Source organism: Corynebacterium sp. Marseille-P3884 (genome assembly GCF_017942225.1).
Lineage (GTDB): Bacteria > Actinomycetota > Actinomycetes > Mycobacteriales > Mycobacteriaceae > Corynebacterium.
In genome coordinates, this window is sequence record NZ_JAGKSD010000009.1 from 89189 (window position 1) to 102359 (window position 13171).

Below are 13171 nucleotides of genomic sequence, written 5' to 3' on the forward strand. Positions count from 1 at the left end.
TTAACATCCTCGAGGGGTTAAATTCTGGAGTTAACAAAGAGGGTTCACAACTGGGGTTCACATCCTCGGCGCTGAGGCGGGAGCAGCGAGGCCTGCCAGGCGCAGCGAGGCCTGCTGGGCATAGCAGCCGCTAGAACCAGGTCGCGGGGCGGACCTTGTTCGCGGTGTCCACCAGCGCGTAGCGGTGGCGTGCGAACGGGGCACGGCGGGCCTGCTCGCGCAGCGTGATGGCCAGACCGCGGCGAAGGTCCTTGATGGTGAAGTCGTACTCGAATAAGTGGGTCTTGGCGGTGGCGGCGGAGGCGCCGGAATCGCGGAGGAAGGTCAGGCCGGCGCGGAGGACAGCGACCTTGATCTGGAGTAGGCGTGGCTCGTTGGTGGGGATCTCCTCCAGGCGGCGGGCGGCGCGGCGGATGCGGGCTTCGGTGAGTTCGTCGCTGACCAGGTAGAGAATCGTGGTCAATTTGGCCATGCGGTGGTGACGGGACTGCTGCGGCACCTTGTCCAGTGCGGCGACGGCCATCTCGACTTCGCCTTCGTACATGAGCTGGCGGGCCAGGCCGAAAGCGGAAGAGACGGTGGTGGGGTTCGCGGCCCACACCAGAGCGTAAAGACGCATTGCATTAAGGCGCAGCGTGGCTGGGTGGTCGGTCACGTGGGACCATTTCGGCGAAATCACCCCGGCTTTTTCCTGGGTCCGGAAATAGGAGTTGGGCAATTCGCCCAAATCGGTGCGGATGGAGGAGAGGTGGCGGGCGAGGGTGTCGTCGATAAGCTTTTGCTGCTGTAGCCCTGATTGCTGGAGGAGCAGCTCGTCGACGGCGGCGAGTGCGAGCTTGGGCGCGGCCTCGCCCGGCACGATGTCGAGGACGGCGGAGAAGTCTTTTTGCGCGGAGGCGAAATCACCGTGAATGAGCTCGGTGAGGCCCTGGTACCAGTGGAAGCGCCACTCCTCGCGCAGCGGGCCGTCGAGTTTGCTCAGCCAATGCTGCGCCTGCGAGGTCAGGCCGAGGTCGAGCATCGCGCGGGCGACGGCGAACGGGATCTCCGCGGAGTCGGCGTATTCGGTGGCCTTGAAGGCCTGGCGCAGCGTCTCCAGGGTCTCCTGGGGCTCGGCGTAGGAGGTACCGGAGAGAAGGCCGGCGCCGACATCGGAGCGGTCGATCAGGGGAGTGGGCAGGGCAGACATTGCTTCGGAGGGGGTAATCTCGACGGTGCGGTCGATGCCGTCGATAAGCTGATCCGTGCGGAAGACGAGGTGCTTGGTGCCGAAAGTCGTACGTTGCGGCGAGAACAGCGAATGCTGCGCGGGGTGGTTGATGCCGTCGCGCAGCGCAATGATTTCGCGCAGGACGCCCAGCAGCTGTACCTCGAGCTCTTCCACGCTGCGGAAACGCTGCTGCGGATCTTCGTGGCAGCACCGCGCGAGCAAGCGGTACAGCGAGATGTAGCGGCGCAGCGTCGGCGAGTCGCTCGGCGTGGGCAGCGTGTGTGAGTACGCGCCGCCCTCCTTCGGCAGCTCGAGGATGAGCGCGGCGAGTGTGCGCCCGACGGTGTAGATATCGCTGGCGATGCTCGGCCCCTCGCGCGCGACCTCCGGCGCCTGGTAGCCCTTCGTGCCGTAGATGAAGCCGTACGCGCCGATGCCGCTGACCGCGCCGAGGTCGATGAGCTTGACCTGGTCTTCCGTGACAATGATGTTGTCGGGTTTGAGGTCGTTGTACACCACGCCGCGGCTGTGCAGGTACCCCAGCGCGGGAAGCACCTCCAGGATGTATGCGATCGCTTGATCGATGGGAAGCAGGTGCGTTTCTTGCGCATTTTTGCGTTCGCGTAACGACGGCCCACCCACGAACTCCATCACAATGAATCCCCCGTCAACCCTGGGGTCGTCGATGAAGTTGAAGATCTTCACGATGCCGGGGTGCGTGATGTCCGCCAAAAATTCCCGCTCCGCCGCCGCGGCCGCTGCCTCGTCTTCGCTCTTCTCCGACTGCATGCCCTTGAGCACCACGTGGCGGCCCGCCACGTAATCGTCCTGCGCCAGGTAGATCCACCCCATGCCGCCGTGCGCGATCACGCCCAGGATCCGGTACTGGCCTGCGACAATATCGCCCTTCTGCAGCTGCGGCTCGGGGACCTTCTTGTTGACGATCGCGTTCGTCGGGTCCTTGATCGCCTCATTCGGCTCCACCGGTGCGACCCACGGCAGCTCCACCATGCCGTCGGCCACCGTGCGTGTCGCGCGCTTGACGCCGCGCAGTTCGCGGAACGTGTCCAGCGCCTGCCTGCGTGCCCGCTCGCTCGTGCTCGCCTGCGCCCGCGCCAGCGCCTCCTGCTGCGCCCGCTCGTACGCCTCCTTCTCTGCGTTGGCCGCCTGCGCCCGTTGCACCTGGCCAGCGCGCAGCTCACCAAGGTCCTTCAACAGCCCCGCGTACTCGCCGGCACTGCCGTATAAGTCCGACTCGTCCAGCCCCTCCACGCGCGTGCTGTCCGTGGTGTCTTCCTCGTCATCGTCCGCGAACGGGTCGAAGGCCACCGCCTCCGTGGCCTCGGGGCCCTCGGTGGGCGCGGCTTCGTCTGAGGCGGGGATTTCGTCGTCCTCGTCATCGTCTGCGAACGGGTCGAACGCGACTGCCTCTGTCGCCTGCGGTTCTTCGGCTGGGGCGGGTTCTGCGGAGTCTGCGGGTTCTTGGGGCTTTTCGGGCTCTTTGGGGCGTGGGTGGACCGTCACCTGGTCGATGTCGCCGTGGTCGTACCAGGAGAGCCAGTCATCGTCGGTGTCGTTGGTGTCGCTGGTCTCGTCGTCCTCCTCGTCATCGTCGGCGAAGGGGTCGAAGGCGACGGCCTCGGTGAGCTCGGGTTCAGCGAACTCGGGATCGGTCGTGTTGTCGCTGGCGGGGCGTTTGGGCTGGTCCGGTTGATCGGTCGTCGTCACGGCTTATTCTCCTTCCGCGGTGTCGGGGGTGTCTGGCTCGTCGGGGTCGTCGGGCTCCTCAGGGCGGTAGGTGAGGGCGGGGGCGGAGCGGGCGTCGATATGCGGGCTGAGCCAACGGTTGAACATGGAATCCCACGTGCCGTCGCGGCGGATGCGCTCGAGGGTGGAATTGACCTGGCGGGTCAGGCCGTCGTTGCCCTTCGGGATGCCCACCGAATACTGCTGGTCAGCGATTGCTTCGCCCGTGACGGTGGTGAGGGGATCCTGGGCGGCGGCGCCGGCGAGAATCGTCTCGTCGCCAAGCAGCGCGCCGGTCTGGAATTGCTGCAAGGCAACCAGGCAATCGGTCCAGGTGCGGGTGCGCAGAATCTCCTGTTCGGGGAAAGTGCGGCGGGCCATGTCTACCACATTGGAACCGTCGGCGGCGCAAATGCGCTCATCGGTGATGTCGCTTGTGGACTCAATGCCCGACGCCGCCGGAACGAGCATCCGCACGCTGGAGTCGAGGTACGGGGCAGAGAAATCGATCGCTTCCAGGCGCTTCTTCGTGATCGACATGGTGCGCACCACGATATCGACCTGGCCGGACACGATCGCCTCGGTGCGCATCGTGGAATCAATGAAACGAAAATCCACTCTGCCAGGATCCGGGTCACCGAAAATATCCTTGGCGATCTCCCGGGCCAGATCGACCTCGAATCCCTTCAACTCGCCGGAGGCATTGTCGCGGAAGCTGAGCAGATACTGCGACTGGTCCACACCCACGATGATCCGGCCGCGCTTATAGATCTCCGGGATCCGCTCCTCCGGCGTCTTATCGTCCGGGCGCAGCGACCCGGGCCAGTCCGCGGGCTGACCGGCCTCGCCCGGCTCCTCGCCAGGTTCGTCGAGATGCGCGCCGGGTGGGAACAGCGCACTGTGAGTGGTGTGGGCGCTCAGCTGCTCCTGCGGCGGAGGCGGTGCCGGGGCGCAGGCGGCAGCGAAAGGCAGTACCGAGACAGTGAGAGCTGCCCACAGGGTCGTGGCGGGGCGGGGGCTGTGGGGGTGACGTCGATAAGCGATGCGTGCCATCACATGTACTCCTGAATGCGGGGGCGCGCGCCGACGAACGTGAGCGCGATCGCGGCGAGCATGAGAATCATGATGCCCGTGGAGACGCCGCGCGTGGTGCCCAATGCCTCGTTGATGTGTTCGCGCTGCTTGTAGCGGGCGGTGGCATTGAGCTCGCCGAGGGACTCGTCGAGAAGCGCGAATGTCGTCGCCGTCGTGTTGCCATCGCCGTCCGTCGCGAGACTCACCGCGCGGTCATATTCGCCGCTGTTCAGCGCGTTCATCATGGATGTGTGCGCGAGACCCCAATCCGCGAGCGCATTGCGAGCGATGATGATCTCATCCGCATTCGTCACCGTGGACACCGCATCCAGCGCGTTCGCGACCTCCGCCGACGTATCGTTCATCGACATCGACGAACGCTGCGTATTGCGCGTCAGCAACGTCAACGTCTCGGCGGTGCGCATCTCCTGCGCCGTCGTCCGCGCATTCGTGAGCTGCTCGTACGGGCCTGCCGTACTCGCGAAATCATGCCGGCCCGCATCCCACGCCGCGATATTCGACGCGCCCAACCACACCATCGCCACGAGCGTGAGCGCCGTCGCCGCGAGGAAACCCTTATTCAAACGGCGGCGGAACATCAGCCACAACGCGTACTGCGCGGCACCGAGCGCAATGAGCGCCGCCAATAGGCCCGACAGCGGAACCAGCTGCGCGCGCGTCAGACGGTTCATCTCGTCCTCCACCTGCTCACGCGTGATATCGAGGATCGTCTGCGCCTTCAGCAACATCGTCTCGTGCATCAACGAACTCGCCTGCGACATATACGCCACGCCCAACGGATTGCCCACACGCTGATTCGCCTGCGCACGCTCCATCAACCCCGTGTACTGCGGGATCAAACGCTGAATCTCGCGCACAGATTCCTGCACCTTCTCCGTGTGATCCGCACGCGTCACCACACTGCCGCGCAACACCTCATCCGCCGCGACCACCGCACTATCGATCGCGTCAAGATACTTCTGGTGCGACTCCGCCGTCTGCAGACCCGGCTGCACAAACGACGTCGTCGCCAACGTATCCGCCTGGCTCATCGACGTGAACAACGTATGCGCCGAATTGCTCATCGGCTCCGTCGCATTCAACAACGTCTGCAAACCCGACTCACGGTTCGCGCCCGCCTGCGACGCCGCCCACGCACCCGCGAACATGAACATCGTCAGCACCAACAGCAAAACCAACAGCTTGCCGACGGTCGAACTCACAAACCCCCACGCGTTCCCCACCCAGCGACCTGTGCCACCCATGTACTCGCCCAGGCGCGTCTTGACCCCGCGCAGCCCCTTCTGTCGCGGCGTCTCCTCCAGCTGATCCAGCCACGCGTCCTCGTGCTCCACCAGATCCTCCGGGCGGGCCTTCGATTTCCGCGGGGTGAAGCGGGGGAGTTTTGTTTTTGATGTGGGGTCGGGCTTTTGCTTGGCGGGTTTGGCGGCGGGCTCGCCTGGTGCGGCCTTGGCGGCTTTGGTGGCTTTGGCGGCCTTGTCGGCCTTTTGGGCCGCTGCCTCCGCCCGTCGCTGTGCCCGCTGTCCCCGCGTCATTGCCCCAGAATAGCGCACTAGCACCGTGGTTCATGCGCACCGTTAGACTGGTTCGCATGGAAGGTGACGGCAACGGGTGGGTCGACGGTCCCGGCGGTAAGCGCGTGTGGGGAAAATACGGTGCGGCGGGGCTCTTCCTGCGCGCTGGGGACACGGTGTTGTTGCAGCACCGCGCGCACTGGGTCGCTGACGGCGGGACGTGGGCGCTGCCCGGTGGCGCGCGCGATTCGCATGAGACGGCGCAGGAGGCGGCGCTGCGCGAGACGGTGGAGGAGTGCGGCATTGACACCTCCCTCGTCGAGGTGGAGAAGGAGCTGGTCACCGCCGGTGAGGAGCCAGGCTGGACCTACACCACCGTCATGGCGCACACCACGACCGGCCAGCCCATCGATCTTGAACCCAACGCGGAATCTATGGAGCTTCTGTGGGTTCCGCTGGACAAAATCAGGGAGTATGAATTGCACCGGGGGTTTGAGTCGTCGTTAAGCGTGCTTTTGTGGCACGCTAAAGCGCATGATTGACGTACAGAACCTGACCAAACAATATGGCCAGGTCCGCGCGGTCGACGACCTCACGTTCCGGGTCGAACCCGGCGTAGTCACCGGCTTCCTCGGGCCGAACGGTGCCGGAAAATCGACGACGATGCGCATGATCCTCGGCCTCGACACGCCAACATCGGGCAGCGCGCTTATCGACGGCGTGCCCTACCGTTCCCTTTCCAACCCCCTCCGCAAGGTCGGGGCACTCCTGGACGCCAAGGCGATCCACCCCAACCGCTCCGCACGCAACGCGCTGCTGTGGCAGGCCCAAGCCTCGGGCATCCCGACCTCCCGCGTCGATGAAGTGCTTGGTCTGGTCGGCCTGAGCTCCGTCGCCAACAAGAAACCTGGCGGGTTCTCCCTGGGTATGGGTCAGCGCCTCGGCATCGCCGCCGCCATGCTCGGCGACCCCGAATACCTGATCCTCGACGAGCCCGTCAACGGCCTCGACCCCGAAGGCATCCGCTGGGTCCGCCATCTTCTCCGTCGCTTCGCCGATGAGGGCCGCACGGTCCTCGTGTCCTCCCACATGCTCTCCGAGATGGCACAGACCGCCGACCACCTCGTCGTCATCGGCAAGGGCCGCCTCGTTGCCGCCTCGTCCGTCCACGAGTTCATCAAGGAGAACTCCGCCCTCACCACCGTCGTGCGCTCCCCGCACCTCGACCAGTTCGCCGCTGCCCTGCAGGTCGAAGGCATCGAGTTCAGCCAGGCCACCGACCCCGACGGCCGCCCCGTTTTGGAGATCCCCGAGCGTTCCAGCGAATCCATCGGCACCCTCGCGTTCTCCACCGGCATCATGCTCACCGAGCTTTCCGAGCGCCGCGCCACCCTCGAAGACGCCTACATCCGCCGCACCGAGAGCGCCGTCGAGTACCAGACCGGGCTGCCCGCCGGCTCCAGTTCCGCGCCTGCTGGCCCGGCTACCTTCGATTCCATGACGGGAGATCACCGTGCTTAAAACAATGCTTTCCGAATGGACGAAACTCCGCACCACCAAGTCCTTTTACTGGACGACCGGGCTCAGCGTCGTGCTCACAGTCATCTTCGTGTGCTTCACCGCGGCCCTGGACAGCCCGGACGTCCCCGTGTACGGCGGCGCCAGTGTCGTGTATCAGTTCCTGTTCTACGGGCTCATGCCGATCATCATTCAGGCAGTCATGGTGGTGACCACCGATTACCGCTACAACGTGAACTCCATTAACTTCGCGGTCACGCCCCGCCGTTGGCAGGTCGCTTTGTCGAAGCTCGTCGTCTACGGACTTATCGCTGTGGTCATCACCGCGGTAACGCTTCTCCTCTCGTATATCGCCGGCGACAATTTTGCCCATTACCCGGTGGATTGGCAGACCAATATTTTTGCCCGCCGTTCGCTCTGGGCCGTCCCGTTGACAGTGTTTCTCCTGGTCATGATGGCCCAAGGCTTGGGTTGGATATTGCGTTCCACCGCTGGCGCCGTGATGAGCATGGTTGCGCTGCCGATTTTCGAGTTGGCTGTCAGATTTCTCCCGAAGATTGGCGAGAAAATCCAGTTCATTACACCGTTCAGCAACGCGCTTCCGTTTGCTCTGAACAGCCAGACTGGAAGGCCGAACCCCTTCGGCGGTGACCCTTTGGGGCTCTGGGGGTCGTTCGGCATCGTCGTTGTGTGGGCAGTGGTCATTTACTTCATTGGTCTTGTACTCCTAGAGCGACGTGACGCTTAGAAGTTAGCTCTCAGGGCAAGGATTACCTGCGGACGGGATTTCCCGCCGCAGGTTTTCTCTTTCCCGCTCTTTTTCACTCTTTTCGCGGTGCCGCGTCCTGGTCCGGCCGCGGATCGGCGCGCTCTCAAGGGGCAAAACCGCGCTATTGCAATGCCGAGGTCAGCTTGAGCACGTTATCGATATAGCGCCTGGACCACGGGCGCTGGTTCCATTCGGTAAGGGTGAGCTCGCGGGAGACGGAGAGGTAGGCGGCAGCGAGTCCACACAGGTCGGTGATGAGGGGGCCGTCCAGGATGAATAGGCTGTTCTCGTAGTTGAGGGAGAACGAGCGCATATCCATGTTCGAGCTGCCCATGATGGCGATTTCGTGCAGGTCAGCGGCGGTATTCGAGTCGGGGATAGAACATGCGGCGGGGGAGTCCTCGACGGGGTTAGCGGGGCCGTCGGCCCAGGTGACGGGGTCGGCGATGGCGAATTTGGAGTGCAGGACGTAGGGGGCGGGGAACTGCCAGATGTGGACGCCGGCCTCGAGAAGCTGCTGGTAGCAGGCGGATTGGGCGTGCTGAACCATGAACTGGTCGGCTTTTTCGCCCACCAATAAATCAACGCGGACACCGCGGTAACACGCGGTGGTGATGGCTTCGAGCATGGAGTCGTCGGGCACGAAATACGGCGAACAGAGGATCAGGCGCTCGCGCGCGTGGTGGATGAGGGTATTGAACATCCGCAGGTTGGGTTCGGTGGTGAACCCGGGGCCGGAGGGGATGAGCTGGACCGTGGAGGTGTCAGCATCTGGTTCGGTGTCGCGGGGCGGGGTGATGTCGATGAGTTCGCCGGATTCGGTGTACCAGTCGACGGCGAAAAGTGATTCGAGGGAAGCGACGATCGGCCCGGTGAGTTCGACGAACGAGTCGACCCACTGGCGGCCCTTCTTCACGTGGCTGCGGACCAGGTAGGAGCGGTCGATGAGGTTGAACGAGCCCATCATCGCAACCCGGTCGTCGATGACGATGAGTTTGCGGTGGTTGCGCAGGTCAGGGCGACGAAAGCGCCACTGCAGGGGAAGCAGGGGGAGCATGAGGTTCCACTCGATGCCGGCGGCGGTCAGCTTGCGCTTGAATGCGCGGAAGCCGGGGTATTTCTGGGAGCCAATGTGGTCGAAAAGCACACGGACTTTCACGCCGCGAGCGACGGCGCGTTCCATCGCCTCGAACACGGGAGCTGTCGTGGAGTCCCAGGCTTGGGCGTAGATTTCGATGTGGACGTGGGAGGTGGAGGCGTCGATAAGCTCGGCGATGCGGAGCATCGTCTTTTGGTAGTCGGTCCACAGCGCTTTCGCGTGGCCTTCGAGCGCGGGGTACCCGGTGAGCGTGCGGTTGAGGTGCGCCATTGACGCGACGTCGCCGCTTAAGCGCACGCTGGTTGGCACGTCGGGGAAGTCGGCGTGGACGTCGTTGATCTCGTCGTTCGCTTCTTTTTGGATGCGGTGACGGCGCCGCGAGAGGTACGTCGAGCCGAAGAAGAAATACAGCGGCAGCCCGAGAAACGGGATGAGCAGAATGACCAGGAGCCACGCATTTGCGCTGGACGGCTTGCGGTTTTCGGGGATGACGCCGATCACCGCGAACTTGATCGTGTAATCCACGATCATGAGGATGAGCTGCCAGGTGGAAAGGTCGGGGATCATCGGACGTCGTCGATAAGCATGCGCGTGACGTCGTAGTCCGCGACGACGGGTGCGTGGTCAGAAGCGCCCTTGCCCTCGCGCTCATGCTTATCGACGAACCCCCTTCCCTCCATTCCCGTCAACTGGAAATCGATGAGCATGCCTTCATTCCTTTGAAAGCGCATGGCCTTGTAATCCCAGTACGAGTAGGGCTCCTCGTGCGTGATGGGAGCGAGCCCCGATTCGAGGAGGTTGGCAAAGGCCGCACGTTCCGGCTCCGTGACGTGCGTTTTCCCTTCGAAGAACGCGCGGTCCCACACGTCTTTATCGGTGGGCGCGATGTTGTAGTCGCCGCAGAAGACCTGCGGGGTGCCCGGCTCAACGGCCTCGGCGAGGCGCCACAGGAATTCGAGTTTGTAGTCGTAGTGGCGGTCGCCGATCTCGCGGCCGTTGGGGATGTACAAGCTCCAGACGTCCACGCCGCCGCAGGTCGCACCGACTGCGCGGGCTTCTCGTTCTTGAGGTTTTTCAGGATCCTTGTGGAAGCCGGGCTGGTTGGGGAAGTGGTCGCGAACATTCTCTAAGCCGACCCGGGAGATCAGCGCCACGCCGTTCCACTGGTGGTAGCCGACGTGGGCGACCTCGTAACCCGCGGCCTCGAATACCGAATACGGGAATCTATCGTCCGCGCACTTGGTTTCCTGCATGGCTAGAACGTCGATGTCGTTGCGCTCCAAAAACGCGATGGCGCGGTCGGCGCGCGTGCGCACCGAGTTGATGTTCCACGTGGCAATCCGCATGCGCTCTACCCTAGATCACGCTCGGGTTTCAGGGTGGCGTAGCGGTGACGGTGGTGCTCGACGAAGCCGAGCTTGTCGTACAGTCCGATCCCGGCATCGTTGGTGGCGAGGACGTGCAAGTACGCGTCGGTCGCGCCGCGGGATGCTCCCCAGTGGAGCATGTGCGCGCCGAGCGCGGTGCCCAGTCCCTGGCGTCGGTAGTCCGGTGCGACCTCGACTGCCGAGTAGCCGAGCCAGACGCGGCCGTCGTCGGAGGAGGTGATGGTGCCGCGGGTGATCGCGATGGTGTCTTCGTTTTCGTGGGCGAGTAGTCGGCCGAAACCCAGCTCGCCGTCGATCTCCTCGGCCAGTTCTTCCAGTGCTTCCGGCGGCAGGGGCTGGCCGCGGAAGTGGTACATGTCCAGCCAGGCATCGTCGGGCTCGGTGTCGATACGGAAGGTCGCGGCGCTGTTGTCAGGAGAGTCAGGGAGATCCTCGAGGGAGCGGGTCATCGTGATGATCTCCGGGCCGAGCTCCCAGGCGTCCGGGTTGCGCTCGACGAGGTGGAGCGCTGGCTTGCCGATGCGCTCCGGGATCAACAACTGCACCGGCATCTTTCGGTCGCGGTAGAACTCGACGATCTTGTCGATCGGGACCGGCTGCAGACTGGCCGAGTGGCCGATGGGGGTGGCGCTGTTGGAGCGTTCGGTGATGGAGGAGCCGGAGCGGGCGAGCCAGGCGTCGATAAGCGAATGTTCTTGGCCGGGGAACGCGCGGGCCGTGGCGGTCTCGACGGCGCGGATGTCGCTGTTGCGGATGCGGCGCGGGCCGAGGCGGCGGACGACGATTGGTTCGTCGATGCGGATCGCCTCCGCGTCGGATGGGAGGCCGCCGACTTTTTGCGGGCGCACGACCAGCGGGTCGAGCGTGACCACGTGCCCGATGACATCCGTGGCGTGGTTGCCGTGGCGGCGACGCACGACCACGCGGTCGCCCGGTTCGACGGGCGTGGTGCGGAACACTAGTGGCCGAACGGGTCGGGGTCTTCGCCCGGCATCCACGTGTTGCCCGCGTGGTCCCAGCCGTTGCGCTTCACCGCGCGCTTCGCCTCGCGCTTGTAGCGGCCGGTGAGAACATCCAGGTAAACGTAGCCGTCCAGGTGGCCGACCTCGTGCTGCAGACAACGCGCGAAGAAGCCCGTGCCCTCGATCTCGATCTCCTTGCCGTTCTCGTCCAAGCCGGTCACCTTTGCCCAGTCGGCGCGACCGGTGGGGAACGACTCGCCCGGAACGGACAGGCAGCCCTCGTCGTCCTCCTCGCTCGGCATCGTCTTCGGGATCTCACTGGTCTCCAACACCGGATTGATCACCGTGCCACGGCGCATCGTGTCCCCGTCCGGGCAGTGGTAGACGAATAGGCGTTTATTCACGCCGATCTGGTTCGCCGCCAGCCCCACCCCGTACGCGGCATCCATCGTCTCGTGCATGTCCGCAATGAGCTCCTGCAGCTCCTCGATCGGTTCCGTCACCGGTTCCGTCGGGGTATGCAGGACAGGGTCGCCGTAAATGACAATCGGTCGAATCATTACCTCAGTATAGGATCGATCCGTGGACTCCTTTGACTTAGCCGTACTCGACTTCGCCGGCCGCGCTCCCCGCAGCCTCGGCGCCCGCGAAGACGCCATCAGGGCTGAGCTGGGGATATCGCCGTTCCGGTACTACCAGCGCCTCAACGCGCTTATCGACGACCCCGCCGCCCTCGCCGAACACCCCCAGCTAGTGCGCCGGCTGCAGCGCATTCGGGAGCAGCGCGTTTTGGGTGGTGGGGAGGCCTAGGGGATGGGCTCTAGTTGTTAACCCCAAAACTTAGCCCTAGATGTTAACCCCGCCTGCCTTTTCCTAGTTGTTAACCCCAAAACTTAGTTTCCCCAGGTCGGTGATTTTGGGCCATTTTTGCCGACCAGGGGAAACTAACTTTTAGGGTTAACATCTTCAGCTGCCGGTGCCCACTGCACTCTTTGCACCGGGGGTGCTGCATCTGCAGGGCCTATGCAGCGCATAGTTCACGGTTTCGGCGTGTTGGGATAAAGAATGGCGACGTGGGCACATTAGGGTGACGGCTGTGACTAATGTGAACTCTGGTAACCGTGACCCGCGTAAAGGCCGCTTCAGCGGCGCCCGCAAGTTCTTCAGCCGAGACAAGAGCGAGGATCTGCTGCAGGACCGTGGCGACCTCGCGGACGACCTGGTGCAGGATCCTGCGTCCGACCACTACGAGACAGCCGGCGACGGCTCCTTCGACGAGGCGCTCGACGAGTACTATGACGCCCGTGACCAGTTCGACCCGCGTGAGGAGCGCGCCGCTCGCGAGGCCGCCGAGCGCGAAGAGCCTGCCGTTCGCGAGGCTGCTAAGCGCAAGACTGCCGAACGTGAAACCGCCGCGCGCGAACCTGTGGCCCGCGGCAAGCACCACCGTCGCGACGAGGTTGACTCTGACGACTACGGCTACAGCCGTGGTTACGAGTCTGACTCCGAAGGCTATGGCTACAGCGGTGGTTATAAGTCTGACTCCGACGGCTACGGCTACACCCACGGCCACAAAGAAGCAGCGGGCAGCACTGCCGCGATAATGGGGGCCGAAATCGGTGACTACGTCGATGGCGACAATAACTACGGGTACACCTCTAAGGAAGCCGCCTACGACGACCGCGCCGATTACGACAACTATGACGACGAGCGCACGGAACACATCGAGGCAGAACGCTCTCCTCCATACACATATAGCCGTGCACAAGAGCTCGCTCCTCTATGCCCCCCCCTTCCCGCTTTTCCCTCCTCCCCCCTCCTCCCTCCTCATCTCCCTCTATCTCCCCATCCCTATCCTCTCTTCAGCTCA

The 13171-nt window shown here is 64.0% G+C and carries 12 protein-coding genes; 5 read left to right on the plus strand and 7 right to left on the minus strand.

The genetic code is table 11. The features are described 5' to 3' along the window. Window positions 1-130 precede the first annotated feature (130 nt). The 3 genes from J5Y21_RS07195 to J5Y21_RS07205 form a co-directional block, all read right to left on the minus strand. Window positions 131-2593 (minus strand): tetratricopeptide repeat protein, encoded by a 2463-nt coding sequence (locus J5Y21_RS07195; protein ID WP_349236965.1) that lies wholly within the window; start codon window positions 2591-2593, stop codon window positions 131-133. A gap of 348 nt (window positions 2594-2941) precedes the next feature. Beyond that, window positions 2942-4009, minus strand: coding sequence for a glutamate ABC transporter substrate-binding protein (locus J5Y21_RS07200; protein ID WP_210574042.1), 1068 nt, complete (start codon window positions 4007-4009; stop codon window positions 2942-2944). Continuing rightward, window positions 4009-5586 carry a hypothetical protein gene (locus J5Y21_RS07205; RefSeq protein WP_210574044.1) on the minus strand — a complete coding sequence of 526 codons (1578 nt, stop codon included), beginning with the start codon at window positions 5584-5586 and terminating at the stop codon, window positions 4009-4011. The genes J5Y21_RS07200 and J5Y21_RS07205 overlap by 1 nt, the downstream gene beginning before the upstream one ends. A gap of 56 nt (window positions 5587-5642) precedes the next feature. Here J5Y21_RS07205 and J5Y21_RS07210 point away from each other — a divergent pair, with 56 nt between their 5' ends. From J5Y21_RS07210 to J5Y21_RS07220, 3 genes are read left to right on the plus strand one after another with little or no spacing between them, the layout of a single operon-like run. After that, window positions 5643-6107: an NUDIX hydrolase gene (locus J5Y21_RS07210; RefSeq protein ID WP_210574045.1), complete on the plus strand. Its 465-nt coding sequence runs from the start codon at window positions 5643-5645 to the stop codon at window positions 6105-6107. Beyond that, entirely contained in the window at window positions 6100-7086 is a 987-nt protein-coding gene (locus tag J5Y21_RS07215) for an ABC transporter ATP-binding protein (protein WP_210574046.1), read from the plus strand. The genes J5Y21_RS07210 and J5Y21_RS07215 overlap by 8 nt, the downstream gene beginning before the upstream one ends. Further along, window positions 7079-7831 carry an ABC transporter permease gene (locus J5Y21_RS07220; RefSeq protein ID WP_210574047.1) on the plus strand — a complete coding sequence of 251 codons (753 nt, stop codon included), beginning with the start codon at window positions 7079-7081 and terminating at the stop codon, window positions 7829-7831. The genes J5Y21_RS07215 and J5Y21_RS07220 overlap by 8 nt, the downstream gene beginning before the upstream one ends. Before the next feature lie 142 nt (window positions 7832-7973). Here J5Y21_RS07220 and J5Y21_RS07225 read toward each other — a convergent pair whose 3' ends face one another. From J5Y21_RS07225 to J5Y21_RS07240, 4 genes are read right to left on the minus strand one after another with little or no spacing between them, the layout of a single operon-like run. Further along, the gene (locus J5Y21_RS07225) at window positions 7974-9518 is read right to left on the minus strand and encodes a phospholipase D-like domain-containing protein (RefSeq protein WP_210574048.1); all 1545 of its coding nucleotides are present in this window, start codon (window positions 9516-9518) and stop codon (window positions 7974-7976) included. After that, the gene (locus J5Y21_RS07230; RefSeq protein ID WP_210574049.1) at window positions 9515-10297 is read right to left on the minus strand and encodes an exodeoxyribonuclease III; all 783 of its coding nucleotides are present in this window, start codon (window positions 10295-10297) and stop codon (window positions 9515-9517) included. The genes J5Y21_RS07225 and J5Y21_RS07230 overlap by 4 nt, the downstream gene beginning before the upstream one ends. A gap of 5 nt (window positions 10298-10302) precedes the next feature. Further along, complete coding sequence (locus J5Y21_RS07235; protein WP_210574050.1) at window positions 10303-11298, minus strand: GNAT family N-acetyltransferase; 996 nt, start codon at window positions 11296-11298, stop codon at window positions 10303-10305. Next, window positions 11298-11861 (minus strand): peptide deformylase, encoded by a 564-nt coding sequence (locus J5Y21_RS07240; RefSeq protein WP_210574052.1) that lies wholly within the window; start codon window positions 11859-11861, stop codon window positions 11298-11300. The genes J5Y21_RS07235 and J5Y21_RS07240 overlap by 1 nt, the downstream gene beginning before the upstream one ends. A 22-nt stretch (window positions 11862-11883) precedes the next feature. Between J5Y21_RS07240 and J5Y21_RS07245 the strand changes: the two genes are divergently transcribed. Then, window positions 11884-12111, plus strand: coding sequence for a DUF3263 domain-containing protein (locus J5Y21_RS07245; RefSeq protein WP_210574054.1), 228 nt, complete (start codon window positions 11884-11886; stop codon window positions 12109-12111). A 286-nt stretch (window positions 12112-12397) separates the two neighbouring features. Continuing rightward, a partial coding sequence (locus tag J5Y21_RS07250) for a hypothetical protein (RefSeq protein ID WP_210574056.1) occupies window positions 12398-13171 on the plus strand: 774 nt, incomplete at its 3' end.

What these genes read in the sequence shown, in the direction of transcription:
- J5Y21_RS07210 (WP_210574045.1), top strand. Translation starts at nt 5,643, where the DNA reads ATGGAAGGTGACGGCAACGGGTGGGTCGACGGTCCCGGCGGTAAGCGC.
- J5Y21_RS07225 (WP_210574048.1), bottom strand. Translation starts at nt 9,518, where the DNA reads ATGATCCCCGACCTTTCCACCTGGCAGCTCATCCTCATGATCGTGGAT.
- J5Y21_RS07205 (WP_210574044.1), bottom strand. Translation starts at nt 5,586, where the DNA reads ATGACGCGGGGACAGCGGGCACAGCGACGGGCGGAGGCAGCGGCCCAA.
- J5Y21_RS07215 (WP_210574046.1), top strand. Translation starts at nt 6,100, where the DNA reads ATGATTGACGTACAGAACCTGACCAAACAATATGGCCAGGTCCGCGCG.
- J5Y21_RS07230 (WP_210574049.1), bottom strand. Translation starts at nt 10,297, where the DNA reads ATGCGGATTGCCACGTGGAACATCAACTCGGTGCGCACGCGCGCCGAC.
- J5Y21_RS07200 (WP_210574042.1), bottom strand. Translation starts at nt 4,009, where the DNA reads ATGGCACGCATCGCTTATCGACGTCACCCCCACAGCCCCCGCCCCGCC.
- J5Y21_RS07240 (WP_210574052.1), bottom strand. Translation starts at nt 11,861, where the DNA reads ATGATTCGACCGATTGTCATTTACGGCGACCCTGTCCTGCATACCCCG.